Origin of the sequence: Streptomyces yaizuensis, from assembly GCF_034961445.1 — a bacterium.
Taxonomy (GTDB): domain Bacteria; phylum Actinomycetota; class Actinomycetes; order Streptomycetales; family Streptomycetaceae; genus Streptomyces; species Streptomyces yaizuensis.
The window spans coordinates 42,870-68,187 of the sequence record NZ_BSBI01000018.1 but is presented as its reverse complement, the minus strand read 5'-3'; the positions used below and the strand labels follow the sequence as shown (position 1 = coordinate 68,187).

Here is a 25,318-nt window from a genome sequence, read left to right as displayed (position 1 = left end):
CACGCCCCCGCCTGACAAGGAGCACTCCATGACGACCGTGGTCGACCGGTGGGACATCCACCCGGAACACCGCTGGCTGCGCGGGGAACGACCCGCCGCACCGGTCGAGTTCGACGAGACCCAGGGCGTGTGGAACGTCTACGGCCACGCCGAGTGCCTGACCGCGCTCAACGACCACACCACCTTCTCCTCCGACCTCGCCCGGCTGCTCCCCGTCGGCGTCGACTCCTCCCTCACCGAGGGCGACCTGTCCCAGATGGACCCGCCGGTCCACCGCAAGTACCGCAACCTCGTCAGCCGCGCCTTCACCCCCCGGCTCGTCGCCGCCATGGAGTCCCGCGTCGTCGACATCACCCGCGAACTCCTCGACCGGGTCGACGGCGCACCGGCCCTCGAACTCGCCTCCGACCTCGCCTATCCGCTGCCCGTCATCGTCATCGCCGAACTCCTCGGCGTCCCCGCCTCCGACCGCGATCTCTTCCGTGGCTGGGCCGACGACGTCATCGAGAGCTTCAGCGGCTTCTCCTTCCTCGACGACAGCGAGCAGGGCCAGAAGGACATCCAGGACGCGACCGCCCGGCTGCGGCCCCTCCTCGACTACATGGCGGCGCAGCTGGCCGAGCGCCGCCGCCGGCCCCAGGACGACCTGCTCAGCCAGCTCGCCGAGGCCGAGATCGACGGTGAACGCCTCACCGACAACGAGATCGTCAACTTCGCCAACATCCTCCTCGTCACCGGGCACATCACCACCACCATGACCCTCGGGAACACGGTGCTCTGCCTGGACGCGAACCCCGGGCAGACGGCGAAGGTCCGCGCCGACCGCTCCCTGGTCCCCGGCGCGATCGAGGAGGCCCTGCGGGTGCTGTCGCCCTCGGCCGCGCTCGCCCGGGGCACCACCACGGACGTCCGGATCGGCGGGGTCGAGATCCCCAAGGACCAGATCGTCATGTTGTGGCTGGCCGCCGCCAACCGCGACCCGCTGCGCTTCCCCGACCCCGAGGTGTACGACCCCGCCCGCGACCCCAACCCGCACTTCGGCTTCGGCCGGGGCGTCCACTTCTGCGTCGGCGCCGGCCTCGCCCGGCTGGAGGCGAAGGTCGCGCTCAACGCCCTCCTCGACCGCTTCCCCGTGCTCCGCACCGACCCGGAGCGGCCGCCCACGTTCTTCCCCACGCCCGACATGGTCGGCGTCAACACGCTCCACCTCCTCACCTCATGACCCGCCCCGACGAGGAGACGGCGGCGGCCGTCCCCATGGACCCCGCCCTCCAGCAGCTGGCCCTCGGCTACGTACCGGCGCAGATCCTCTGGACGGCCGCCGAACTGGGGATCGCCGACGGCCTCGCCGACGGTCCGCTCGCCGCCGGGCCGCTCGCCGAACGGACCGGCACCGACCCGGCGGCACTGCGCCGGCTGCTCCGGGCCCTCGCCGGACTCGGCCTGGTCACCCAGCTCGACACCGAGCGCTTCGCCCTCACGGACCTCGGCCGGCAGCTGCGCTCCGGCGGCCCCGGCTCCCCCCGGGAGCAGATCGGGCTGACGATCGCCCCCGAGCTGTGGCAGGCGTGGGGCGCCCTCACCCGTACCGTCCGCACCGGCGAGACCCACCGCATCCCCGGCACCGGCCTCACCGCCCACGAGGCACTGCGGCGCCACCCCGGCCTGTCGGCGCGGCTCCACGCGGGCAAGGCCCAGGCGACGGCGGCGTTCGCGCCCGGCGTCCCCGCCGCGTACGACTTCTCCGGCTTCGGCACGGTCGTCGACCTCGGCGGCGGTGACGACGGCACCCTGATCGCGGCCGTGCTGACCGCCGTGCCCGCGCTCCGGGCCGTACTCGTGGACCGGCAGGAGCCCCTGGACCGCACGGCGGCGGCCCTCGCCGGCACGGGCCTCGCGGACCGCTGGACCGCCGTGGCGGACGACCCGGCGACGGCGGTACCGCCGGGCGGGGACGCGTACCTCCTCAACAACGTGGTCCGCGACTGGGACGACCGGCAGGCGCTCGCCGTCCTGCGCCGGTGCCGGGCCGCGATGCCGCCGCAGGCCCGGCTGCTCCTGGTCGAGACGCTGATGCCGGACGTGCTGACCCCGGAGGAGTCCGCCGCGTACGGCCTCACCGACCTCAACAACCTGGTCTTCGCCGGCGGCCGGGAACGCACCCGGGACGAGTACGGGCGGCTGCTGGCCGACAGCGGGTTCACGCTCACGTCGGCCGTCGCGGTGAAGGTCGCCGACGGCGTGCCCGACTACCACGTCATCGAGGGGACCCCGGCGGGCTGACGGCCCGGTCCCACGGGGTGGGAGAGCCGCCGCCACGCATCGGCGGACGGCGCCTCGACCCGCGCGCTCGTCCCGACCGGGCCGCGCGCGGCAGCCCGAGCCCGCTGCGACCTGCCCCCACTCGTCACGGAACGACGTGCCCTCGGCCGCGAGGGCCGCAGTCACTCCTCGGATTCCGGCCAGGTCCAGTCGCTCGGGGCGGGTCGAGGCGCACCTCGCCGGCGGCGGGTTCATCCGGGCGCGCGGGCGGTGGCGGCCGGCGTCGCGGCGGCCCGGAGGTGAGCGGCCCGGAGGATGACGAGGTCGTCGCTCGGCGGATCACGTGCGGCGGCGCGCGCCGCCGGGCCGGCCCAGGGTCAGAGCCGTCACGGCCGCCGTGAGGGGGAAGAGGGCGACGGCCGACAGGGCGGCGGTCAGCGATCCGGAGGCGGCCACGGCCCCCGCCGTGGCGCTGCCGGCGCCGCCGCCGACGAAGTAGCCGAGGTTCAGCAGGCCCATCGCGCCGCCCCGCAGGGCCGGTTCGACGCGCGCGGACAGCAGCGCGGTGATGACGACCTGGGTGACGGCGGTGCCCGCGAAGCCGAGGGAGGCCGCGAGGAGCAGCGGCAGCGCGTGCCCCGCGGCCCCCGGGACCAGCGCGGGGGCGGCCAGCGCGAGGGCGCAGGCCAGGGCCGTCGCGGCGAGGAGCCTGCTGCCGCCGGTCGCGGCGGGGAGCCGTCCGGCGAGCCGGGAGCAGAGCGAGCCGGCGATCGCGCCGGGCAGCAGCCAGGCACCGATCTCCAGGACGCTCCAGCCGTGTTCGCGCACCAGGATCTGCGGCACGGCGTACATGGTCGCGAACAGCCCGCCGTAGACGCCCGTACCGGTGGCCGCCGCGCGCAGGAAGCCGCCGTCGGTGACGAGGGCCCGGGGGACGAAGGAGGTCTCGGCGGTACGGACGCGCAGGGCCAGCCCGGCGGCCGACAGCAGCAGGACGGTGGCGAGGGCGGCGACGGCGGTGGCCGGCAGGCCGAGCGCGGGGGCCTGGATGAGCAGCAGCAGGCCCCCGGCCACGAGGGTGAGCAGCGCGGCGCCCAGGGCGTCGAGGGGGCGGCCCGAGCCGTTCCGCCGGGTGGCGGCGCGCAGGCACAGGGGGACGGCGAGCAGCGAGAACGCGGGCAGGACGAGGGTGACGCGCCAGCTGAGCCAGGCGGTGACGGCCCCGCCGGCCAGGGTGCCGGCGGCGGTGAACACGGCGAGGGTGGCGCCGAACGCGGCGAGTATCCGGGGCCGTTCGGCGGGGGCGGCGGTCGCCGTGAGGGCGAGTGCGCAGGCGGTCAGGGCGCCGGATCCGGCGGCGAGCACGCCCCGCCCGGCGACGAGAGCGGGCAGGCCGGGGGCGAGCAGGCAGACCACGGCGCCGGCGGCGAGCACGGCCGATCCGACGAGCAGCGCGGTCCGGATGCCGTGCGCGTCGGCGAGCCGTCCGAAGAGCGCGGTGCCGATGCCGAGCGCGAGCGCGTGGACGGTGAGTACCCAGGCGGTGGCGGAGGCGCCGGAGCCCAGTCCGGCCGCCACGTCGGGCAGGGCGACGCCGGCGGAGCTGATGCCGAAGACGGCGGGGCCGAAGAGGAGCCCGTAGCGGAGTCCTGCGGTACGGGCCCGCCCACCGGCGGCGGGCACGGAGCCGGTGCCGGTGGGCGGGGCGGTCGGGGTGGCGGCCATGGTGTTCCTCGGTCCTTCGGGCGGTGAGGGGGGAAGGGGTCCTACCCGCCGGGGCGCGTGGAGCAGCCGAAGGCCGTGCTGGTTGGTCAGGTCCGGGATCCGTGGCACGGTCGCGAGGAGCGTGCGGTGCGGCGTCCGGAGCAGCGTCCGGGACGCCGTCCGGCGCGGTCTGCGGGGACGGCGTCCGGCGCGGCCTACGAGAAGTCGTAGGTGGCGAACTCGGTGACGGGGAGATACCCGATGCGCCGGTAAAGGGCGTTGCTGGTGGGGTTGGCGAGGTCGGCGAAGAGCACGACCTCGCTCGCGCCCTCGGCCAGCGCCACCCGGCTCACCTCGACGGACACGGCGGCCGCGTAGCCGTGCCCGCGCAGGTGGGCCGGGGTGTAGACGGGGTCGACCTGGACGTGTCCCGCGACCATCGGATTCGCGCCCGCCATGGAGACGGGCGTGCCGTCCGGGGTCTCCCAGAGCGTGTAGCGCTTGTCCCCGAAGCGTGAGCCGGCCCAGGATTCGGCGTCCATGGAGGAGTTCTCGCCGACGGCGGCGGCGAACCCGTTGCACCAGTGCACGATTTCTTCGCGGTCCTCCTCGCCCAGGACGCGCGCCCGGCCGGCCGGGAAGGGGGCCGGCGGGGTGAGTGTGCCGAGCCGGTAGAGACAGAGCCGCACCCGCAGCGTCGGTGTCGCGCCGGTGTGCCGCTGCCATGCCTCGGCGAAGGCGGTGGCGGTGGCGTGGTCCGCGCTGACGTAGGGGAGGGAGTGCCCGAGGCCGGCCAGGTGGGCGGCGAGGGTGTCGGCCTGTCCGGGGGTGAGGGGGGTGAGTCCCAGCCCGTGGGACGGGAGCCGGTGGAAGGTCGCGTGGACCTCGCCCGCCCGCTCCAGCCGGCCGAAGAGGGGGGCTCCCGTGCCGTAGTAGGCCGCCCCCCGGATACGGAGTCTCTGGGTCACGGTCAGCGGCATGAGGTGGACGACGGGCCGTGAGCGCAGGAACTCTCCGGCTCGGGCGAGAAAGTCGTCGACGTCTTCGGTGAGTTGCCAGTGGTTCGGGAGCATCCTCCATGATCCCGCAGGCCGGGGGCGTGCGTCCGTGGATTATTTTCCGCCGACGGCATCACGCCGGGCCGGTTCCGGTCGCGGGGCCGCAGAGCCGGCAGTGCGCCACCGTGGCACATGTACCCCCGTACCCACATTTCAGCCATTACGGCGTGAAGAGGCCCATCGGGCGGCGGGAGCGATCAGAATGCGGTAGGCATACGGGCACGCGCGGCAGCACGACCCGGGCCGGGCGGAGGGCCGCGTACACCGGACCGGCGGCCGCAGGGCATCACGGCGCGATCGGGGGCGAAGGCGGCCATGGGTGACGGCTCACTCTTCTTTGAACGGTACGAGGCGGTGCTGGCGCGGTGGCCCGTGCCGGTGGAGAGCCTGGACGTGCCGTCCCGGTACGGCTCCACCCGGGTCCATGTCTGCGGCCCGCCCGACGCGCCCCCCGTCGTCCTGCTCCCGGGCGGCGGGACGACGTCGGTCGTCTGGTACGCCAACGCGGGCGAGCTGGCCCGCGACCACCGGGTGTACGCCGTGGACCTGATGGGCGACATCGGCCGCAGCCTCCACAACGGCGCTCCGCTGCGGGGCCCCGACGATCTGATGGCGTGGCTCGATCTGCTCGTCCGTGAGCTGGATCTCGCGGGGGCGGATCTGTGCGGCCACTCCTACGGCGCCTGGATCGCCCTGCGGTACGCGCTCCACGCGCCCGACCGGATCGGCCGGCTGGCGCTGCTCGACCCGGTGGCCTGTTTCGGGGAGCCGGGCCCGCGCTATGTGCTGCGGGCGCTGCCCGTCCTGCTGCGGCGCACGCCCGAGCGGGTCCGGGGCCTGCACGAGTGGGAGAGCGGCGGCCCGGCCGGGGACCCGGTGTGGCGGGCGTTCCTGGAGAGCACCGGGACGGTGCGGCCGTCGAAGGTGGTCACCATGCGCCGTCCCAAGGCGGCGGAGCTGCGGTCCTGTTCCGTGCCCACGCTGGTGGCGCTCGCCGGGGAGAGCCGGGCGCACGCGGTGGGCCGGGTGGCCGCCACCGCCCGCACGCTGATGCCGGCCGCCCGGGTCGTGACCCTGCCCGGCGCCTCCCACCACTCCCTTCCGCAGGAGCGGCCCGCCGAACTGAACCGTGTCCTGACGGAGTTCCTGGCCCCCGCTCCCTGAATCGACTCGATCGACTCGGCCGAAATTCGTTGTCCTATTTCCGCCAGCATCAGTACTCCTCTCGCGCGAGAGTCGGTGAAGGCCCGTGTCCCTGTGATCGCGGTCCGCCCCTCCAACACTCCGGCACTCCGGCACTCCGCGAAAGGCACAGCGCATGCACGTCGTCCCCGGGCTCAAGGTCCTGTACTTCGGCACACCGGTGGTGCTGATCAGCTCACTCAACGAGGACGGCACGGCGAACCTGGCGCCGATCTCCTCGGCGTGGTGGCTGGGCCAGTCCTGCATGATCGGTCTCGGCAACAACGCCCACACCACCGCGAACCTGCTGCGGGAGGGCGAGTGCGTGCTCAACCTGCCGTCGTCGGCGATGGTCGACGCGGTCGACCGCATCGCGCTCACCACCGGAAAGCAGGTCATGCCGGAGTACAGGGTGCGGCAGGGCTACCGCTACGAGCCGGACAAGTTCTCGGCCGCACGGCTGACCGAGCAGGCATCGGACCTGGTCCGGCCCCCCAGGGTCGCCGAATGCCCCATCCAGCTGGAGTGCCGCGTCGTCTCGTCCCATCCCTTCGGCGGTCCCGCGTCGCACGCGACCGCCTTCGAGGTCGAAGTCCTTCGCGCCCATGTCGAGGAGGACCTGGTCATCCCGGGGACGCACTATGTGGACCCGCTCCGCTGGGACCCGCTGATCATGAAGTTCTGCGAGTTCTTCGGCGGTGGGGACAACGTCCACCCGTCGAGACTCGCCGACGGCTGGAAGCTGCCGCACCGGCTTCGGGCGGCGGCCGGCTGAGCACTCCGCCGCCGGCCGACTCGACTGATCAGGGCCAGGGATCAGCGATCAGCGATCAGCGATCAGCGATCAGTCGAGCGTGATGTGCGGCTCGTACAGATCGATCCAGGCCGCCAGGTCCAGAACGCGCTCCAGGCCGTGCCGGGTGCCGAGGTCCAGGGCGGCGGGGTCCACGGCCATCGCCCGGGTCAGCCAGCCGTTGTCCACCAGCGTGAAGAGCGTGTCGTTGCGCTCGGCGGCGATGTGCTTGGCCGTGTCCTGGAGGGCCTGCGCGTAGAACGGGTCCTGGACGCTGGGGTACGGGGACTTCCGCCGCTCCGCGACCGGCGCGGGCAGCAGGTCGCGGACGGCGGCCCGCAGCAGGCTCTTCTCCCGGCCGTCGAAGCTCTTCATGTGCCACGGCGTGTTGAAGACGTACTCCACGAGCCGGTGGTCGCAGAACGGGACCCGGACCTCCAGGCCGGTGGCCATGCTCATGCGGTCCTTCCGTTCCAGCAGCGACGGCAGCCACCGCGTGAGGTGGAGATGGCCGATCAGTCGCATCCGGGCCTCCTCGTCGTCCTCGCCGGGCAGCCGGGGTGCCCGGCGGACGGCGTCGGCGTACTGGTCCGCGAGGTGTTCGGCCAGCCGCAGCCGGTGGGCGACCTCCGGGCGGAGCAGGGCCAGCGACTCCCGTTCGACGGCCCCGAGGAGCGCGGACCACGGGAAGGTGCCGCCCCGCCGCGCGGCCGGGTGGTCGAACCACGCGTACCCGCCGAAGAGTTCGTCGGCGCCCTCGCCGGAGACGGCCACGGTGCAGTGCCTCCGTACCGCCCGGAACAGCAGGTACAGCGAGAGGTCCAGGTCGCCCAGGGCGCCGGGCAGATCGCGGGCCGCCACGGTGGCGTGCCGCACGGCGGGGTCGGTCAGGGCACGCGGGTCGAGGACGATGTCGTGGTGGTCGGTGCCGAGGTGGCGGGCGGCGACACGGACGTAGGGCCCGTCGGGGGTCTCGCGCAGTTCCGTCGTACGGAAGGACTCGGCCGAGCCGGTGAAGTCGACGGCGAAGGTGCGGACGGGTCCGGCGCCCGAACGGCGGGCCCCGGCGGCGGCCAGCGCGGTCAGCGCGGTGGAGTCGAGGCCGCCGGAGAGCAGGGCGCAGAGCGGGACGTCGGCGACGGACTGGCGGGCGACGGTGTCCTCCAGCAGCTCCCGCACCCGTACGACGGTGGTGGGCAGGTCGTCGGCGTGTTCGCGGGCCTGGAGCCGCCAGTAGACGTGCTCGCGCGGCCCGTCGCGGTCGACGGTGAGGAGGCTCCCCGGCGGCAGCTCGCGCAGACCGCGCCAGACCGCCGCGCCCGGGGAGCGGGTGAGCTGGAACAGTTCGCGCAGCCCATCGGCGTCGACGGTCCGGTCCGCGCCGGGGTGGGCGAGGAGCGCCTTCGGTTCGGAGCCGAAGACGATCCCGCCGGGGACCTCCCGGTAGCAGAGCGGTTTGACGCCGAGCCGGTCGCGGACCAGGATCAGCCGCTCGGTACGGGTGTCCCAGATCGCGCACGCGAACATGCCGTTCAGCCGGGCGGCGAAGCCGTCGCCCCACTCGGCGTAGGCGTGCAGGACCACCTCGGTGTCGCTGCGGGTGGTCAGGGAGTGTCCCCGGGCGACGAGGGTTTCGCGCAGCTCACGGTGGTTGTAGACCTCGCCGCTGTAGCTGATGACGAGGTCGCCGCCGGGGGCGCGGACGGTCATGGGCTGCGCCCCGCCCGGCAGGTCGAGGACGGCGAGCCGCCGGTGGGCCAGCCCGGCGTGCCGGGAGAGCCAGTGGCCGTGGGCGTCGGGGCCCCGGCAGGACTGGGTCGCGCCCATGGCGTCGAGGACGGGCCGCTGGCGGGTCAGGTCATGGGTGAAGGACACCCATCCGGCGATGCCGCACACGGGGTCACCTCCTGGGGGTGGGTCGGCGGTCCGGCGCACGCGGCTTACGTGCTGCGGTCATTCAGTACTGCGAGTGCTTCCGTGTACGCAGGGAGAACGCGCAGGAGCGCGTTCCGTCGCGGCCAACGGCCGCCGAGGTTGCCCGCCCGAAGCCTTCCGCCGCCGAAATCCCGTGGCGACGGCGGGGACCGGCCCGCAGGATGGCGCCATGATGATCTCCGGTCCCGAGTTCCTGCCCGGCGTCGAGCTGTCCCGTCTCCTGTACGAGGAGGGGGTGCGGCCGCTGCTCCGGGAGGTCTTCCCGGGGCTCCCGTACGCGGCAGCGCTGATCGGCGCCGGCTCGGAGGTGCTGGGCTTCGACACGGCGCGCTCCACGGACCACGACTGGGGTCCCCGGCTGGAGCTGTTCGTCAGGGCCTGGGACCGGGAGCGGTACGGGGCCGAGATCCACCGGGTGCTCGCGGAGCGGCTGCCGAAGCAGGTACGGGGCTGGCCCACACACTTCCGGGGCGGCGACGCCCCCCTGGAACCGGTCGCCCCGGTCGCCCCGGTCGCCCCGGTCGGCCACGCGACGCCGACCGACGGCCCGGTCGCCCACCGGGTGCGCACGCACGACCTGGACGGCTGGCTGACGGAACGGCTGGGACCCTGGCCGGGCGGCAAACGAGAGCCGGGGGTACGCGAGCCGGGGGTACGCGACTGGCTGGCGATGCCGCAGCAGTCGCTCGCCGAGACCACCGGGGGCGCGGTCTTCCACGACGGCCCCGGCGACCTCACCGCCGTGCGGCGCCGGCTCGCCTGGTACCCGGAGCAGGTGTGGCGGTATCTGCTGGCCTGCCAGTGGCAGCGGATCGCGCAGCGGGAGGCATTCACGGGCCGCTGCGCCGAGGTGGGCGACGACCTGGGGTCGGCCGTGGTGGCCGCCGCTCTCGTACGGGATCTGATGCGGCTGTGCCTGCTGCTGGAGCGCCGGTACGCCCCGTACGACAAGTGGCTCGGGAGCGCGTTCGGGCAGCTGCCGGTGGCGGCGGAGCTGGGGCCCGTCCTGCGGTCGGTGCTGGCGGCGGCGGACCATCCGGCGCGGGAGGCGGGGCTGTGCGCCGCCTACGGGACGGTCGCCGCGCTCCAGAACGCGTCGGGGCTGACCGCACCGGTGGATCCGGCGCCCCGGCCCTATCACTCGCGGCCGTTCCTGGTGCTGCGCGCCGACCGGTTCGCACGGGCGCTCGCGGCGACGGTCACGGATCCGGAGCTGCGGGGGCTGCCGCTGGTGGGGGCCGTGGATCAGTGGGCGGACAGCACGGATCTGCTCAACCACCCGCATGTCGTGCGCACGGCGGCGGACGCGGTGGTGGGCCTCGGCCGGGCGTGAGAGGGAATCCCCCGGTCAAAGCTCTGGCGGACCCTGGGCACCTGGTCCCGGACACTCCGAGATCAGCGGCAGGGGCGGGCTCAGATCCCGTTGAGGTAGAGCAGGAGGTTCGGTGTGTTGGGCCCGGGGTCGGTCACCTGTCCCGGGGTCGCGCTGTCGAGCAGCCAGCGCCATACGTCCGCGGCGGTCGCCTTCGGGTGGACTTCCTTGTACAGGGCTGCCGCGCCGGCCACGTGCGGGGTCGCCATCGAGGTCCCGGACATGAGTCCGTACCCACCGCCCGAGAAGGCCGAGTAGATGTACTTGCCGGGCGCGTAGAGCTGGACGCACTTGCCGTAGTTGGTGCCTCCGGAGCCGGCGAACTGCTCGTACTGTTTGTCGTCGGAGTCGGTGGCGGCCACGGTGAACGCGAAGGGTGAGTTCGCCGGGGTCAGGCCGCAGGCGTCGCTTCGTTCGTTGCCCGCGGCGACCACAGGCAGCACGCCGGCTTTCCAGAGGCTCCGGGTGGCGTCGTCGATGGCCTGGAACCTGCCGGAGCCGCCGAGGGAGGCGTTGAGGACGGCCGGAACGCCGTGGCCTTCGGCGTCCTTCACGGCCCATTCGAAGGCCGCGACGTAGTCGTCCAGGGACCCCGAGTCCGCGCAGTCGTTGACCCGCAGGCTGACCAGCCGCGTCCCCGGTGCCACGCCGACGGTCCTGCCGCCGATGGTTCCCGCGACATGGGTGCCGTGACTGCCGCAGAACTCGTTGCCGTCGTTGACGTAGTCCGCTCCCTTGGAGACGCGGCCGCCGAACTCCGGGTGGCTCGCGTCGATGCCGGAGTCCACCACGTAGACCCTGATGTCCTTCCCGGTGCTCTTGGCGTTGTACTGGCCGTCCAGGGGCAGATACCGCTGGTCGATCCGGTCCAGCCCCCACAGGTCGTCCGACACCGGGCGCGCGGAGCGCCCGCGCCCGCCCGGCACGGAGGCCGGGGCGTCGGCCCTCTCGAAGACCGTGGCAGGTGCGCGGCCGACGGCGTTCTCCTCCACGGCCCGCACCCCCGGCAGGATCCGTACCGCCTCCAGCTGGGCGGGGGTGAGGGCGGCGGAGAAGCCGTTCAGGGCATGCTCGTACACATGGCGCGGTGTGGCTCCGAGCGTGGAGAGCACCGACGCCGGTGTGGTGCCGCTCTCCAGGAGGACGATGTACTGCCCGGGGACGGCTTCGGTGGCCTCGGTCAGCGGCACGGGTACGGGAGGGGGCGGCGTGGCCGCCGCCGGGCCGGTCAGGGCGGAGACCGCGACGGCCAGCACGGCCGGCACGATGGTGCGGGTACGCGCCCTGAAGTGATGACTCCTCATGTCCGCGATCAGACCCCGGGCCCGGGCAGGCGGCCAGCCGGACCACCCTCCCAGCGGCCGCCCGCGCATCGAACCACCCCAACGGCCCGCACGTCACGCCCGTCGGCCCGGCAGGTACTGCGGCCCTTCTCCAGCCCTCCACCAGGGCAAGGAATCGCGGTGTCGCCCGGAGCGGCAGCACGCGGCGCCACCCGGTGACGTTCCCGCTGTGAGCTTCTGTCGCCGTGTCGCTACAACGAGCTTGGCGAAAGCACCTCTGGGAGCGGGGTGCTCTGGGCCACTGGGAGGGATCTACCAGGCAAGCAGCCGAAGAAGCCGCCTCTCCGCTGTCTGCGGACCGCCCAACGGGTTCTCCTCATCCAGAAAGAAGCCGATGCGCAAGAACGGGCCGGCATCGCCCTCAGGACAGGCACGACACCCGTGCCAACCGACCTGAGTGTGCCGAAAGGAACAGCCGGTTCCCGGCGCCGGCCTCGTCATCAGGGACTCGGCCAACCGCAGGTTCGTCCCCCCACACCTCTCACCGGATCGCGCCGAACATCACTCCCCCGGCCATTCCAGAAAGAGACGACCATGCCCATCTCCCTCTCCACCATGTCCTCCCCGCTCGCCCGCGCCGCCCGTCGTACGACCGTCCGCCGGGGGCTCTCGGCCTGTGCCGCGACCCTTCTGGCCGCCGGGGCGGCCCTGGGAGCGGCGCCTGCCCCGCAAGCGGCGGCCACGCCCGCTTCCGCCGAGGCTGCCGCCCCGCTGGTGCTGTGCCCCAGCGGCAGCCTCGGTGTCGAGTTCAGCCCCGGGCTGCTGCTCGACACCGTCCAGGCGCAGACGTTCACCGGCGCCGGTTCACTGTCCGGCTGCCTCGACTCCGGCCACCCGCTGCCCCTCTTCGGCGGTGCCGTCAGCGTCTCCGGCCAGGGCGACGTGAGCTGCCTGACGAGTGAGAACGTCACCGGCACCGTCACCATCGACTGGAACGGCGGCACCGGTGCCGCCTCCAGTTCGATCTCCATCACCGAACTCGGCCCTGTTCAGCCCGGCGACCAGGTCGCCTTCAGCGGCACCGTCACGGGCGGCCGGTACGCGGGCCAGGCCGCCGTCATCGAATGGATCGGCCTCACCCTCTCACCCGGCCAGTCCTGTGACACGGCCCCCGGCGTGCGCAACATCTCCGGCAGCGCCGCCGGGGCCCTTCGCCCCGTCTGACTCCGGTACTTCCGAGGCCCTGCGCTGTGATTCGGACTCGGACCGGACTCAGACCCCGGCGAGCAGGTGGTCGAGCAGGTCGTCGAGCGGCGCGGGTACGAGGCCGGGGTCCAGGGCCTCGACCAGGACGCGGCCGTATTGGATCTTGCGGCCCTTCTTCGTGCCGAGGAAGCGCCGCAGCTGCTGTTGCGGCGTGCGGCCCTGCTGCGCGGGCTGGCGCAGGAAGGTCTCCAGGGCACGCAGATCGCCCTCCGCCCGGATCAGCTCCACCACCCGGGTCACGCCCAGCGCGCGGATCAGCTCGTCCTCCAGATCCGCCGTGCAGACGAAGAAGTCCGGTGCCGCACCGGCGCGCTCCAGGCCACGGGCGTAGTAGCGGCGCTCCGCCTCGTCGCACAGCCCCGTGAGCCGCAGTCCCAGGCCGGGAGGGCCGAGGAGCTGGGCGAAGCGCCCGACGCTCATGGCGCCGCCCATGGACAGGACGCAGACCCCTTCGGCCTCCAGGTCCCGGTCGCGGCCGGCGGCCAGCGCGTCGACCGCCGCGACATCGCTGGGGCCTTCGAGCAGGACGACCGTCCTGACGGCCAGTCGCGCGGCCAGTTCCCGCGCGAAGTCGCCGGGGTCGTCGGGGTCGTCGGGGCCGTCGGGGCCACCGGCCGCCCACGCGGTGACCGCTTCCCGGAACGACTCCATGTCAGCCATGAGCCAAGTCTGTGCCCTTTCCGGCCATCACGGTAGTGATTTCCCGCCGGAGCGGAGGGCGGCGGGAGCAGGCGGACGGCGCACCGGGGGACTGCGGGCCGCCCGGCTTCAGGGTGACGCGGGCCGGGTGTACTGGCGGCACTCGCCCGTGAAGACGGCGGCCAGTTCGGCGGCGACGACCGTGGCGGCCAGTTCGGCGGCGGGGATCCCGTGCACGCCGGCCGGGGCCCGGTAGAGCTGTGCCGCGAGCCCCTCCGTGACGGCGGTGAGCCGGACGGCGGCGGGCCGGGGATCCAGGTCCGGTTCGACCTCGCCGCATTCCTGGCCGTTGCGGACGGCGCGGGCGATGTCCTCGCGCAGCCGGTGCGCGGTCTCCGCGTCGACCTCGGCGAGGGCGGGCGCGTCGAGGGCGCGGCCCGCGAAGGCCCGGGTGACGCGGAACTCGGTGCGGCGGGTGTCGTCCAGCGGCAGGAACTCGGCCATCACCTCGGCCATGATCGCGGAGATGGGCCTGCGGTGCTCGGTCCCGGCCCGGATCCGCTCCTCGGCCCGCGCCCGGATCCGCGCGCTGACGTCCTGGAAGGCGTGCAGCAGCATCTCGTCCTTGGTGCGGAAGTAGTGCTGCACCAGGCCGACCGAGATTCCGGCGGTGGCGGCGGTGCGGGCGACGGTGACGGCGTCGAGCCCGTGTTCGGCGATGAGCTGGCGGACGGCGACGGCGATCTGGCGCCGGCGTTCGTCGTGGTCGGCGGTCCTGGGCACTTGATGACCGTACCAGCGTACGGTTATAACCGTATCGCTATACGGTTATCCGTGCCGCCACCCGTCTCCGAGGAACGGTGAGGACTCCCCATGCGCGTCCGCCCCCTGCTGCTCCACCTCTTCTGCCTGCTCTGCCTGCTCCTCCTCCTGACCCCGCCCGCCGCCGCTGCCTCCCCCGGCCCCGAGGGCCGGTACGCGGCGATCGACACGTACCTCCGCGACCGGATGCGCGACACCCGCACCCCCGGGCTCTCGTACGCCGTCGTCGGCCCCGACGGGCCGCTCCACCAGCGGTCCTGGGGCACCGACGGACGCGGCGACCCCGTCACCGACCGCACCCCCTTCCTGTGGGGCTCCGTCGCCAAACCCATCGCCGCGACCGCCGTCATGACCCTCGTCCAGGAGGGACGCCTGCGGCTGGACGACCCGGTCACCCGGCATCTGCCGCGCTTCCGCTTCGGCGGCCCCGCGCACGCCTCCGCCGTGACCGTCCGCCACCTGCTCCACCAGACGGCCGGAATCCCCGCGTCGGCCGCTCTCCGCGTCACCGACCGCACGGACGCCGACTCCCCCGGGCCCACCGAACGGCTGGCGGCGCTGGACGACGTGACCCCGCTCGGCCCGCCCGGCACGACGTACGCGTACAGCAGCGCCAACTACCTCGCCCTGGGCGCCGTCGTCGAGTCCGTCACCGGGCGGCCGTATCCGGAACACCTGCGCGACAGCGTCCTCCGCCCGGCGGGCATGGACGGCGCCATCGCCGACCGCGCCTCCGCCCGGAAGCGGAACCTCTCCCCCGGACATCGCCTGCTGTGGGGATTCCCCGCCGCGACCCCCGACGGCGTGGACGACCACGGCGCGGCGTACGGATACACCGGCGGCGACCTCCACGACCTCGCGGCCTTCGCCTCGTTCCAGCTCCGCTCGACCCGTACCGCCACCACCGGCGGCGACGCCGTCCTGACCGCCGCGTCCGTACGGGAGATGCGCACCGAGGGCAGGCTGACGCGCGGCGGCGAGGGCACGGGATACGGATTCGGCTGGCGCGTCGGCGGCCTCGAAGGGGCGGGCGGCGGGGCCGTGTGGCATACGGGCGCCACCCCGGGATACGCGGCGGCGCTCTTCCTGCTGCCGGAGCGGAACACCGCCCTCGTGATCCAGCAGAACCTGTACGGGCTGCTCCAGGACGGGGCCGTCATGCAGACCGGTTTCGGCGCCGCGCGCATCCTCACCGGGGGCGACCCCGGACCCGTACCCGGTACGACCGTTCATCACCTGACCGTCTGGGGCACGACCGGCCTGGCCCTCGCACTGCTCCTGGCGGCGGGGCGCTCCGTCCTGCTGCTGCGGCGGCCCGCCACGGCCCGGGGGTGGCGCCGTACCGTACCGGCCGTGCTCTGGTGCCTCGTGGGGGCCGGCCCCGGAGTCGCGCTGGCGCTGATCGCCCGCACGTTCCCGCTGGGGCAGTTGACGACCTGGGTGCCCGACGCCGCTGCCGCCCTCTGGGTCGCGGCGGCGGCCGGAGCGGTGACCGCCGGCCTCAGGCTCGCCCTCGCACTCAGGCCCCGCCGGGCGCCGCGCACCGCACCACGCACCGCGCCGACGGCGGACCGACGGCCGACCGGCCCCGCGACCGCCGCCTGACGCCCGCCCACGTCCGTCCGGCCCCTGCCTGACGTCCGTCCGAACCGTGCCTGCCACTTGTCAGATTCCTGTCAGGTTCCTGGCACGGAACAACGCTTGACGACACGTCAGCGTCTCCCCGGTGCGGGGGTGCCCCTGGGGATCCCCAGGGGCACTGAGCAGGACCAACAACGAGGAGACACCATCGTGGGCCACGTCTCACGCGCGCTGACGACCGCCCTGGCGGCCGTGGCGCTCACGGCGGGTGCGGCAGTGCCGGCGCACGCGCAGCCGACCGCCGAGTCCATACCCGGCGCGCCACCGGGCGCCACGGGGGAACGGCTGCCGGAGGGGTGGCGTTTCGCGGGCGGTGAGCTGGTCTGGCGCTCGCCCGAGCCCGTCGGCACGGGTGGCGCGCTGGTCGAGTTCCGCTCGGGGACGCGGACGCTCGGCATCCCGAAGCCCTCCCCCGACCACCGCACCTTCCGGCTCCCCGCCGACGCGGGGCAGGTCGGACCGCTGAGCGAACTCCAGGTGTTCGCCGGTTCGCGGCGGCTCGACAAAGCCGGGGCAGAGTCCGAGACCGGTTCCGGGTCCGACCGGGCGCCCGGCCAGCGGCATTCGGCGGCCGCGCCGGCGCCCCAGGCCCCGCTGCCCGCCAACGCGGTCGACCCCGGTGTCCCCGGGAAGTACCGCACCACCAGCGGTGAGTACGCGCTGAAGCCGGTCAGGCTGCCGGGCTACAAGGAGCCCGTGGAGATGCGCGCCACGGTCGTCGGCCCGACGGACGCCCCGGGGAAGCGGCCCCTGGCGCTCTTCCTCCACGGACGCAACGCCACCTGCTACCAACCCGGCACGAAGATGCCCACCATGAACTGGCCGTGCAAGCCGGGCTACAAGGAACTCCCGAGCTACCGCGGCCATCTGCACGACCAGAAACGCCTCGCGTCGCAGGGCTATGTGACGATCTCCATCTCCGCGAACGGTGTCAACGCGCAGGACGGCCGCACGGCCGACCAGGGCACGCAGGCCCGTTCGTCCCTGGTGCGCCACCACCTCGCCCGCTGGGCCCAGTGGGGCAAGGACCCCGCGAAGGCCCCCGGGGCCGTGCGCGCGACGGAGCCCGCCGACCTCTCGAAGGTGCTCCTGGTCGGCCACTCCCGGGGCGGCGAGGGCGTCAACCGGGCGGCCCTCGACAGCGTCTCCCCGCCGCCGCCCGCCGAGGACGGCTACCGGGGGCGGGTGAGCTGGCGGATCCGTGGCACCGTCCTGATCGGCCCCACCCTCTTCGGCCAGAACCCCGCGCCCGACGTGCCCTCCATGACGATCCTGCCGGGCTGCGACGGCGATGTGAGCGACCTCCAGGGGCAGATCCGTCTCGACGGCACCCGGGGCATCGGCCGGGGCGCGGCGCTGCACAGCGCGGTGTACATGGTCGGCGCCAACCACAACTACTTCAACACGGAGTGGACGCCCGGCCAGGCCGAGGGCCCGGCCGCCGACGACGTCTGGGACGACGAGAGTCCGGTGTGCGGGCCGAAGGCCAGGCACCGGCTCAGCGCCCGGCAGCAGCGGGCGGCGGGCACCACCTACATCGCCGCCGCCGCGCGGCTGTTCCTCGCGGGCGACGACCGGGTCCGCCCGCTGCTCGACGGCTCGGGCCGGCGCGCGCCATCGGCGGACCCCGCCCGGGTCCTGACCCACGCCGTCGGCGGCAACCGCACGGCGGCGATCCTGCCCGACGCCCCGCTCTCGGTGACGAACGGGCGCGTGTGCCGGCAGGTCACGCCGGATGACGCCAAGGCCTGCCGGCCGGGCTCCGACCCCGGCCGGTCGCCGCACTTCGCGGAATGGTTCGTCGCCCGCGACGAGCCGGGCCGCAACGCGGTCACGGCCCGCTGGACCAAGCCGGGCACCCCGGTCCGGCTGACGCCGAAGCGCTCCTTCTCGCTGGCAGGCTCCGACGCGCTGGCCCTGCGGTTGATCGTGCCGCCGAACAGCAAGGGCACCCGGCTCGACGTCACCCTCGCCGACACCTCCGGCAAGCGCGTGAAGCTCGGCCAGGTCACCGTCGACGGCCTGCCCGGCTCCGCGAACACAACCGCGCACTGGGCGCGTGAGCTGCGCGTACCGCTGAAGGCGGCCGCCGGTTCGGGCGTCGACCTGAAGCGGATCCGGTCCCTGGAGCTGACCCCGCGCAGCGGCTCCGGCGAGCTGTGGCTGATGGACGCCTGGGGCTGGCGCCCCGGCACCCCGGCGGTCCGCCCCGTCGCGCTCCCGCGTCTCGACATCAGCAGGATGACGGTGCAGGAGGGCGACTCCGGCACCCGTACCCACCGTACGACCGTCCGCGCCACCGGCAAGGGCACCGGCGTGATCAAGCTGGCCGTTGTCGATCCGAAGACGGGGGAGTCCACGGTCCGCACGGTGGCGGTGAGCGCCGGTCGCCCCGCGACCGTGTCGGTCACGGTCACGGGCAACTCCCGTTACGACGTGGACCTCGACCACATGGTCGCGGCCAAGGCCGTGCGCGGCACGGCGGTCGGCGCCGCGCTGGGCGGTGTCCTCGTCCGGAACGACGACCCCATCCCCACGATCACCGTGACCCCGGTCGCCGGCCCGGTCACCGAGGGCCAGAAGCTCACGTGGAAGGTTCAGCTCTCCGCGCCGGCCGACACCACCATCGAGACGCCGTTCACCTTCCTGCCGGTGGAGGGGGGCACGGAGCTGTCCACGAAGGACGTCGACCCGCAGTGGCTCTCCGACCGACTCGGCCTGCCCGCCGACCCGGAGCGGCCCCTGTCCGCGGACAACTCCTACCTCTGGACCTCCGTCCCCGAGGGCAGCACGAGCCTGGAGGTGTCCGTGCCCACGGCCGCCGACGCGCTGACCGAGCCGGAGGAGAGCCTGCGGGCGCAGATGCACATCTTCGACGGGGACGGCAACCTGGTGCCGGGCCCGATCGTCACGGGAACGGTCGAGGACGCGCCCCTGCGCTGAATGACCGCGACGGCACCGGCTCCCACCGCGGGGGTCGGTGCCGTCGGCACGAGGTTGCCTAGTCGGGTACGGGGTCGTAACCGCCCCGGCGGCGGGCGGCCGCCGGGCGGCAGCGCCAGAGGCGTGCGGTGATCAGCCGCAGCCCGCGTGCCGCTCCGTGCCGGTGCAGCGCCTTGACCGCGTACGTGGAACAACTCGGGGTGTACGGGCAGCACGCGGGCCGCGTCGGGCTGACGTCCTGCCGGTAGTGCCGGACCGCCCCGTACAGCGCGGCGGCGGCCCGACCGGTGGGCCGGGGCGCGGCGGGGTCGTGCGCGCGCGGGCGCGGGCCGCTGCGGAGCCGCGCGGTGAGCACGCTCAGCAGCAGCGCGGGGATGAAGCGGCCGCAGCACAGCATGTAGGTGTCCTGGATCGCGAAACAGCAGCCGCCGTCGTCGTCGCCCTTCTTCTTGCGCTCGACGTGTCGGTTCTCGCGTGACCTGGCCATACAACCCCCTCCGGAACGGCTGCATCGTAACCCGGCCCCTGTCGGCGCCGGATCAGTGCCCGGACCACGGGCTGCGGAGGGTGTTGAGGGCGTCGAGAATGCCGGCGACCGGATCGGCCCCGTCGACAACGGCCACGGCAGGGCCGGTCGCGTCGTCCGCTGCGGGGTCGAACCGGGGCGGGGTGCCGGGTGCGGCGATACGGCAGACGAGCCGAAGCCCGGACAGCCGCTGCGGCAACCCGACCGTGTCGGCCGTACCTGCCGTACCGGAGGCGTACACCAGCACATCGGGCCGGGGCGCGGGACGCTCCCACACGCGGGCGGCCTCCTCCATCACCTCCAGCGCCCATTCCAGCCGCTCCGGCGGGGGCGCCACGGTCAGCCGGACGGCCGTCGCGAGCAGCCGCCACCGGTCGGACGGGAACAGGTCGGCGCGCCGGTCCTCGTCCATGGCCAGGAGCAGCCGGGGCCGGGACTCCGCCGCCTCGGGTTCCGCCTCCGCTTTCGGCTTCGGAGTCGGTTCCAGCGCGTGGAACCCGTACCCGACCTCCTCGGCGGCCACCGCCCAGAAGCCCTCGTCGTCGGCCACCACCGGGTCGACGGCGCGGAGTTCCGTCAGGAGCGCCTGCCCGATCCCCTCCCACTCCTCATCGCCGGACTCCGGGCTCCGTATCGCGGCGGTGTACCGGCGCGCGCACTCCACCAGCGCGGCGGCGGAACCGTTCACCGTGGACTCGCCGGCGTCATCGAGCAGGACGACGGCCCCGCTCCCCCGGTCGACGGCGAGGACGCTGAGCCCGGGATCCCCGGCGACGACCGCCCGCCCGCCGCGCGACGCGTACGGAGGCCGCTCCCACCGGCCGGGGTACGGGACGACCAGCTCCCCGGCGACCACCGGGGCCAGGACGCGGGCGATGACGGCATCCGTCAGGGCGGGTCCGAGGGGTATGTCTGCCATGGCGACACGCTAGAAGCTGTCAGGTGAAAGATCCACGAGTTCCCTGTCAGGCCGGCAGGCGCTCACCTCCGGGCGGGATCGGGAGACACACGTTGGGCCCCGGGTAGAAGTACCAATCCAGCGGACACGTGTACAGGTTCGGGTACAGGAACTGGTCACAGACGTAGTAGATGTGGGGATTCTCGTCGTCGGCGATGACGTCGCCCTCACGAGCACACGGGCTCACGGGCGCCGCCACAGAGACGGTCGGCACGACTGCCGGGGCCGCGTAGGCGACCGGTGCCGTGGCCCCGCCGAGCAGCAGCGTGACGGCGGCCGCAGCCGCCAGCTTCGCGTACGGACGTCGCGCCATTCGGGAACCGCCTCTCGTACCGGCACACGCTCCCGCCCCTGCGGCGGAAACAGCTCGGTTCCTTCCACTGCACCCGACCCCCGCCCGGAGGGCCCTGCCGGTGGGCCGGACGACTGACCCGCATCACCCTTCCGCGCCGGCAAGCCGCTGAACTGCTGGGTCACCGGCAGGTTCCCCAGTCACCGAAAAGTGCGTTCTTCCACGTCAGCGAAGACTCTCCTACGGTTTCCCAGTAACCATAAGAGAGCGTTAGCAGGAGGCGTACGACATGACCATCACCCTGGTGAACCCAGACGGACTGCCCCGGGTCGACGCCTACCGGCAGGTGTCGGTCGCGTCCGGTTCGAAGCTGGTGTTCGTCGCCGGTCAGGTCTCGTGGGACGCCGACGGGCGCACGGTCGGCGCGGGTGATCTCGCCGCGCAGGTCGAGCAGTGCTATCTGAACGTGGGCACCGCGCTGGCCGGTGTCGGGGCCACCTTCGAGGACGTGGCGAAGCTGACGATCCATGTCGTGGACTGGACCCCCGACAAGATGCCGCAGCTCCTGTCGGGGATCGCACGGGCGGCCGAACGGCTGGGGGTCACCCCGGTCCCGCCGGGGACCCTGCTGGGCGTCGCGGCGTTGGACGTACCCGAGCATCTGGTGGAGGTCGAGGCGACGGCCGTCATCGACTGACGCGCCCTGCCCGGGTCATACTCCCGGATCCTCCGTCACGGGCAGGCACTCGGCGAGCAGGTCGACAATGTCCCGCCAGGCGCGCCGCGCGTGCCGTGGGTGGTAGCCGACGCCGGGGACCACGGGGTGGTCGACCGGCGGATGGTGGAAGGCGTGCAAGGCGCCGCCGTAGACCGCGAGTCGCCAGTCGACGCCCGCTGCCTGCATCTCGGCGCTGAACGCGTCCCGTTGCGCGGGCGGCATGATCGGGTCTTCCGACCCGACCCCGGCCCACACCGGGCAGCGAATGCGCGCCGCCTCGCCCGGCCGGCCCGTGGCCAGTCCGTTGACCGTCCCGATCGCACGCAGACCGACACCGCCGCGCCCGAGTTCCAGCCCGACGGCGCCCCCGGTGCCGTAGCCGACGGCGGCGATCCGGTCGGGGTCGGTGCGCGGTTCGGCACGCAGCACGTCGAGCGCCGCATGGCCGATCTCCCGCATCCGGTCGGGGTCGGCGAGCAGTGGCAGGCAACGGGCCAGCATCTCCCCGGGGTCGCTCAAGTAGCGCCCGCCGTGGAGGTCGAAGGCCAGCGCCACATACCCCAGCTCGGCAAGAGCGTCGGCCCGGCGGCGCTCGACGTCGCTGAGCCCCATGCCCTCCGGTCCGACCAGCACGGCGGGCCGGCGGTCGACACCGGCCGGGAGCGCGAGATGCCCGATCATCGTCAGACCGTCGGCCGGGTACTCGACCGTACGCGTCGAAATCGTCGTCATGGAAGCCGTCATGGGAGTCGTCATGGGACTGGACCGTAGTGATCGGCAGGCCCGGTCCACCCGGTGTTCCGCCGCCGGCGGAACAGCGCGGGTGTCCCTCCGGAGTACGGCGGGACTCACATGCTCGACGGCTCCCACACGGGCCGTACGAGTGCCGCGAACCGGGGCGAGTCGGGGAACGGCTGCTGCTCCCCCACCTTCGCGTACCCCCATCCCTCGTACACGGCCTGCACGGCCCCCTCACCGGCGGCGGGATCCACGAGCAGCGTCACCCGCTCCTCGCGCCGCCGTTCGAGCCAGGTGTCGTGAATCCGCCGCGCGACACCGCGCCCCCGCCACGGCCGCCGCACGACGATCTCGTTGAGCGCGGCGGTCCGGCGGCCGTCCTCCCGTACGAGGTCGTCGGCGACCGGGGGAATCATGGAACTCCACCACCGTGTGTCGGCCGCCAGGGTCATCCCGAAGCAGAAACCGACGGGCCGCCCCTCCTCGTACCCGAGCACGGCGGCCCAACCGGGGCGGGACGCGTACGCGGACAGCCGCTCGTCAAAGCGCTCGACGGAGTGGAACTCCCGGGTCATGCCGAAGTCCCGGTGCCGGACCTCGGCATGGATCTCCAGGATCGCCGCCCGGACATCGGGCAGCCCGTCGGGGGTGACATGGCGGAGTTCAAGGGGCATGGAGGCATTCCTTCCTGTGGTCGTCGTCAGGTGCTCGCACGGAGCCAGAGCCGGGCCCGTTCGTCCAGTTCCCGCGCCGGGCGCGCACCGCGTGCCGCCAGCGGGGCGAGGGCGGACCGCATGGCGCCTACGGCCTTGACCGTTCGGGCCGAGCGGATGCCCGCCATGCCGTCGAGGGCCTGACCCCAGGTGGCGCACGCGGCCTCGATCCGGCCCTGACGGCACTGGGCGTGCCCTTCGGCGGCGGCCGACAGCGAGGCGATCCGCCGGTGTTCAGTGCCGCCGTACCGCTGTCGGGCCCTGGCGTAGTGCCGTTCGGCGCGCGGATGGTCCCCCACCCGCTCGTGGAGCTTCGCGGTATGGCTGGCGACGGTCGCCGACGCCGCGCCCCACATCGACGCCCATCCCGTCATCGCGTCGGCCGTCCCGGGCCGCTCAGCCAGTGCCCGCGCCCGGTCCGCTTCGGCCAGCGCCGTCCCGTACCGCCCCTCTGCGGCGAGCGCGCGGGCCCGGCAGATCACGAACACGGACTCGGTCACCGGGTCGACCCGCCCACGGGCGCGGGCGAGCGCCGCGTCCGCGAGCTGGAGCACGTGGTCCGGTCGGCCGCTCAGCATTCCGTGGTGGGCGAGGATCCGCAGGTTGAACGCCTGGTGCGGCAGGTCTCCGGCCTCGGTGGTGAGGGCGTACGCCTGGAGGTAGTACCGCTGGGCGAGCCCCGTCTCACCGGCGTCGTACGCCTTCCAGCCGGCCAGATAGGCGAGGGACGCGGCCACGCTGAGCATGTCGTCGTGCTGCCGGGCGGTCCGGAAGCGGGCACGGCACAGACCGGCGACATCGCTGGTGAGGTACTGGACGACGGCACTTCGGCCGTGCTGACCGCCATGCCGTTCGTCGATCGCGGTGAACATGGCCACCATGTCCTGGACGGCCCGGATCTCCTGCTCCCCGGCGACACCGCCGCGCAGGGCCCTACGCGTACGGGCATGGGCGTCGTCGGCCGCACCGAGCGGCAGCGCGGCGGCCGCCACTGAGTAGGCGGCGGTGGTGAGGAAGCTACGGCGTTCGATGTCGGCCCTCCCTAGGCGCCTCAGGGTCTCCACTGGATCACCTTCGACGGTAAGCCCCAGATCGACCGGGGCGGAATCGTCATCCAGGACAGTCAGTCCGATGTCACCGGACGAGACCGAACGGCCCAGTCGCCGCGCAAGCGCCTCGCGCAAGTATTGGGCCGTCTGTGCTCGCGGTGGCGTGCCCCGTACCCAGTAGGCCACGTTCGACTTGCTGGTGTGGATCGTGCTGTCCCCGGACTCCGCCGCCACAGCCCTGACCTCGCGCGCGACCTCCTCGTAGCTCAGTCCCGACTCTCTGATCAGTTCCCTGAGCGGCCCATTGGGCTGACGATTCACGGGATCCAAGCTAGCGCGCGTCACGTCCTGTTGAGCACGTTTGGGCCCGGTTGAACACTGTTGAACGTATTCACCACTCGCGATGTCTGGTCATCCGCCGCGCCGGAGGGCTTGACTCGGATGCGACACCAAACACCCCGGACGTGCAACGGTCGGAGACCACCATGACCTCCTTCACCACCGGCTCGATAAGGAGTCCGGTCCACGTACCACCCACCGCCGACGACTTCTGCGAGGTCGCCATGGCCCGCCAGGGCCACCCCGGCGACCCCCTCCCCGACGCCGACCGCCGGTGGCCCGGCCGGGTGCGGCGGATCACGCGGGCTCGGCTGCGCTACTGGAAGGCCGACGGGCTGGTGGAGCGGGCCGAGTTGATCGTCTCCGAGCTGGTGACGAACGCCTTCGCGCACGGGCGGGGGCCGGTGGTCCGGTTATGGCTGTCGCGGATGGAGACGTACGTACGCATCGAGGTCGGCGACGGCGGGACGGTCGACCTCCCCGAGCGGCCGACCGGAGAGGCGTACGCCGAGAACGAGAACGAGAGCGGGCGCGGGCTGGAGCTGGTGGCCGCGTGTGCCGACGCGTGGGGAGCCGGGCGGGCGAGCGTGTGGTGCGCGCTGCGGATTCCGGAGCGGCAGCCGTGAGCCGAGCCGTGCGCGACGACCCGCCTCAGCGAAAGGCACGGACCCCGATACCCGGCTGGCTGCCGTGGTCCTGCCTGCTGACCATGACCTGCCTGTCGTCCCTCGGGCTGCTCGGCGCCGGCATAGCCGAACAGCTCTGAGCCAACTGGGCCCACTGAGCCAACTGAGCCCACCCAAGACACCCCAAGACACCCCCAGCAGCCGTGCGCGCAGCGCACCCCGCCCCGGACGGTGCGACCACGCCTCCGCACCCCCGGGCCCGCGCCCGCGCACGGCACCCCCCGGCCCGCACTGCCCCCGGGCCGGGGGAAACGGTGGGGCCCCGGCCGACCCCCTTGCACCGGCCGGGGCCCCACCACCCAGCAGCGCCGCCGCAAGCAAACCGACATCAACCACCGTCGCGTAGGCACTTGTTACCTCTCCACCACGCGCCCATCAAGCCGCCATCACGCAGCGCCG

23 protein-coding genes are annotated in these 25,318 nt (G+C 73.6%); 11 read left to right on the top strand and 12 right to left on the bottom strand.

Translation table 11 applies throughout. The features are described 5' to 3' along the window. The first annotated feature begins 28 nt into the window (after positions 1–28). Positions 29–1,222, top strand: coding sequence for a cytochrome P450 (locus tag SYYSPA8_RS32985; protein ID WP_323451098.1), 1,194 nt, complete (start codon positions 29–31; stop codon positions 1,220–1,222). Beyond that, positions 1,219–2,283, top strand: a complete 1,065-nt coding sequence (locus tag SYYSPA8_RS32980; RefSeq protein ID WP_323451097.1) for a methyltransferase — start codon at positions 1,219–1,221, stop codon at positions 2,281–2,283. Before SYYSPA8_RS32985 ends, SYYSPA8_RS32980 begins: the two co-directional genes overlap by 4 nt. Positions 2,284–2,601: 318 nt before the next feature. On the opposite strand, the gene SYYSPA8_RS32975 is transcribed toward SYYSPA8_RS32980, so the two are convergent. Together SYYSPA8_RS32975 and SYYSPA8_RS32970 are read right to left on the bottom strand one after the other, a co-directional pair. Next, positions 2,602–3,987 (bottom strand): MFS transporter, encoded by a 1,386-nt coding sequence (locus tag SYYSPA8_RS32975; protein WP_323451096.1) that lies wholly within the window; start codon positions 3,985–3,987, stop codon positions 2,602–2,604. Positions 3,988–4,181: 194 nt separating this feature from the next. Beyond that, positions 4,182–5,039, bottom strand: a complete 858-nt coding sequence (locus tag SYYSPA8_RS32970) for a GNAT family N-acetyltransferase (protein WP_323451095.1) — start codon at positions 5,037–5,039, stop codon at positions 4,182–4,184. Positions 5,040–5,339: 300 nt separating this feature from the next. Between SYYSPA8_RS32970 and SYYSPA8_RS32965 the strand changes: the two genes are divergently transcribed. Both SYYSPA8_RS32965 and SYYSPA8_RS32960 read left to right on the top strand, forming a co-directional pair. Beyond that, complete coding sequence (locus SYYSPA8_RS32965) at positions 5,340–6,188, top strand: alpha/beta fold hydrolase (RefSeq protein WP_323451094.1); 849 nt, start codon at positions 5,340–5,342, stop codon at positions 6,186–6,188. Positions 6,189–6,342: 154 nt separating this feature from the next. Next, entirely contained in the window at positions 6,343–6,981 is a 639-nt protein-coding gene (locus tag SYYSPA8_RS32960) for a flavin reductase family protein (RefSeq protein WP_323451093.1), read from the top strand. Positions 6,982–7,050: 69 nt separating this feature from the next. Here the strand turns inward: SYYSPA8_RS32960 and asnB are convergent, their stop codons facing one another. Then, positions 7,051–8,895 (bottom strand): asparagine synthase (glutamine-hydrolyzing), encoded by a 1,845-nt coding sequence (gene asnB, locus SYYSPA8_RS32955; RefSeq protein ID WP_323451092.1) that lies wholly within the window; start codon positions 8,893–8,895, stop codon positions 7,051–7,053. A 208-nt stretch (positions 8,896–9,103) separates the two neighbouring features. Between asnB and SYYSPA8_RS32950 the strand changes: the two genes are divergently transcribed. Then, a complete protein-coding gene (locus SYYSPA8_RS32950) occupies positions 9,104–10,267 on the top strand; it encodes a DUF4037 domain-containing protein (protein ID WP_407706139.1) in 1,164 nt (387 codons plus the stop codon). An 80-nt stretch (positions 10,268–10,347) separates the two neighbouring features. On the opposite strand, the gene SYYSPA8_RS32945 is transcribed toward SYYSPA8_RS32950, so the two are convergent. Next, positions 10,348–11,610, bottom strand: a complete 1,263-nt coding sequence (locus SYYSPA8_RS32945) for a S8 family peptidase (protein WP_323451091.1) — start codon at positions 11,608–11,610, stop codon at positions 10,348–10,350. A gap of 573 nt (positions 11,611–12,183) precedes the next feature. Between SYYSPA8_RS32945 and SYYSPA8_RS32940 the strand changes: the two genes are divergently transcribed. Beyond that, a complete protein-coding gene (locus SYYSPA8_RS32940) occupies positions 12,184–12,813 on the top strand; it encodes a hypothetical protein (RefSeq protein ID WP_323451090.1) in 630 nt (209 codons plus the stop codon). 48 nt (positions 12,814–12,861) lie between these two features. Here the strand turns inward: SYYSPA8_RS32940 and SYYSPA8_RS32935 are convergent, their stop codons facing one another. Together SYYSPA8_RS32935 and SYYSPA8_RS32930 are read right to left on the bottom strand one after the other, a co-directional pair. Next, on the bottom strand, positions 12,862–13,515 hold the full coding sequence (locus SYYSPA8_RS32935) for a TOPRIM nucleotidyl transferase/hydrolase domain-containing protein (protein WP_323451089.1): 654 nt from the start codon (positions 13,513–13,515) through the stop codon (positions 12,862–12,864). 108 nt (positions 13,516–13,623) lie between these two features. Beyond that, positions 13,624–14,277, bottom strand: a complete 654-nt coding sequence (locus tag SYYSPA8_RS32930) for a TetR/AcrR family transcriptional regulator (protein ID WP_323451088.1) — start codon at positions 14,275–14,277, stop codon at positions 13,624–13,626. A gap of 90 nt (positions 14,278–14,367) precedes the next feature. Here SYYSPA8_RS32930 and SYYSPA8_RS32925 point away from each other — a divergent pair, with 90 nt between their 5' ends. Both SYYSPA8_RS32925 and SYYSPA8_RS32920 read left to right on the top strand, forming a co-directional pair. Continuing rightward, positions 14,368–15,921, top strand: a complete 1,554-nt coding sequence (locus tag SYYSPA8_RS32925) for a serine hydrolase domain-containing protein (protein ID WP_323451087.1) — start codon at positions 14,368–14,370, stop codon at positions 15,919–15,921. Between the two features lie 186 nt (positions 15,922–16,107). Next, the gene (locus tag SYYSPA8_RS32920; RefSeq protein ID WP_323451086.1) at positions 16,108–18,900 is read left to right on the top strand and encodes an alpha/beta hydrolase; all 2,793 of its coding nucleotides are present in this window, start codon (positions 16,108–16,110) and stop codon (positions 18,898–18,900) included. A 58-nt stretch (positions 18,901–18,958) separates the two neighbouring features. On the opposite strand, the gene yidD is transcribed toward SYYSPA8_RS32920, so the two are convergent. From yidD to SYYSPA8_RS32905, 3 genes are read right to left on the bottom strand one after another with little or no spacing between them, the layout of a single operon-like run. Continuing rightward, positions 18,959–19,387 carry a membrane protein insertion efficiency factor YidD gene (gene yidD / locus SYYSPA8_RS32915; RefSeq protein WP_323451085.1) on the bottom strand — a complete coding sequence of 143 codons (429 nt, stop codon included), beginning with the start codon at positions 19,385–19,387 and terminating at the stop codon, positions 18,959–18,961. Between the two features lie 52 nt (positions 19,388–19,439). Then, positions 19,440–20,345 carry an SUKH-4 family immunity protein gene (locus tag SYYSPA8_RS32910; RefSeq protein WP_323451084.1) on the bottom strand — a complete coding sequence of 302 codons (906 nt, stop codon included), beginning with the start codon at positions 20,343–20,345 and terminating at the stop codon, positions 19,440–19,442. A gap of 46 nt (positions 20,346–20,391) precedes the next feature. Continuing rightward, positions 20,392–20,697, bottom strand: a complete 306-nt coding sequence (locus tag SYYSPA8_RS32905; RefSeq protein WP_323451083.1) for a hypothetical protein — start codon at positions 20,695–20,697, stop codon at positions 20,392–20,394. A 268-nt stretch (positions 20,698–20,965) separates the two neighbouring features. On the opposite strand from SYYSPA8_RS32905, the gene SYYSPA8_RS32900 reads away from it, so the two are divergent. Then, positions 20,966–21,373 (top strand): RidA family protein, encoded by a 408-nt coding sequence (locus SYYSPA8_RS32900; RefSeq protein ID WP_323451082.1) that lies wholly within the window; start codon positions 20,966–20,968, stop codon positions 21,371–21,373. A gap of 15 nt (positions 21,374–21,388) precedes the next feature. On the opposite strand, the gene SYYSPA8_RS32895 is transcribed toward SYYSPA8_RS32900, so the two are convergent. The 3 genes from SYYSPA8_RS32895 to SYYSPA8_RS32885 all read right to left on the bottom strand — a co-directional run bounded on the left by SYYSPA8_RS32895 (position 21,389) and on the right by SYYSPA8_RS32885 (position 24,215). Further along, positions 21,389–22,126 (bottom strand): dienelactone hydrolase family protein, encoded by a 738-nt coding sequence (locus tag SYYSPA8_RS32895; protein ID WP_323451174.1) that lies wholly within the window; start codon positions 22,124–22,126, stop codon positions 21,389–21,391. Positions 22,127–22,242: 116 nt separating this feature from the next. After that, the gene (locus tag SYYSPA8_RS32890) at positions 22,243–22,806 is read right to left on the bottom strand and encodes a GNAT family N-acetyltransferase (protein ID WP_323451081.1); all 564 of its coding nucleotides are present in this window, start codon (positions 22,804–22,806) and stop codon (positions 22,243–22,245) included. 26 nt (positions 22,807–22,832) lie between these two features. Next, positions 22,833–24,215: a hypothetical protein gene (locus tag SYYSPA8_RS32885; RefSeq protein WP_323451080.1), complete on the bottom strand. Its 1,383-nt coding sequence runs from the start codon at positions 24,213–24,215 to the stop codon at positions 22,833–22,835. A gap of 164 nt (positions 24,216–24,379) precedes the next feature. On the opposite strand from SYYSPA8_RS32885, the gene SYYSPA8_RS32880 reads away from it, so the two are divergent. After that, entirely contained in the window at positions 24,380–24,859 is a 480-nt protein-coding gene (locus tag SYYSPA8_RS32880; RefSeq protein WP_323451079.1) for an ATP-binding protein, read from the top strand. Then, entirely contained in the window at positions 24,856–24,999 is a 144-nt protein-coding gene (locus SYYSPA8_RS32875; RefSeq protein WP_323451078.1) for a hypothetical protein, read from the top strand. The genes SYYSPA8_RS32880 and SYYSPA8_RS32875 overlap by 4 nt, the downstream gene beginning before the upstream one ends. The last annotated feature ends 319 nt before the right edge of the window (positions 25,000–25,318 follow it).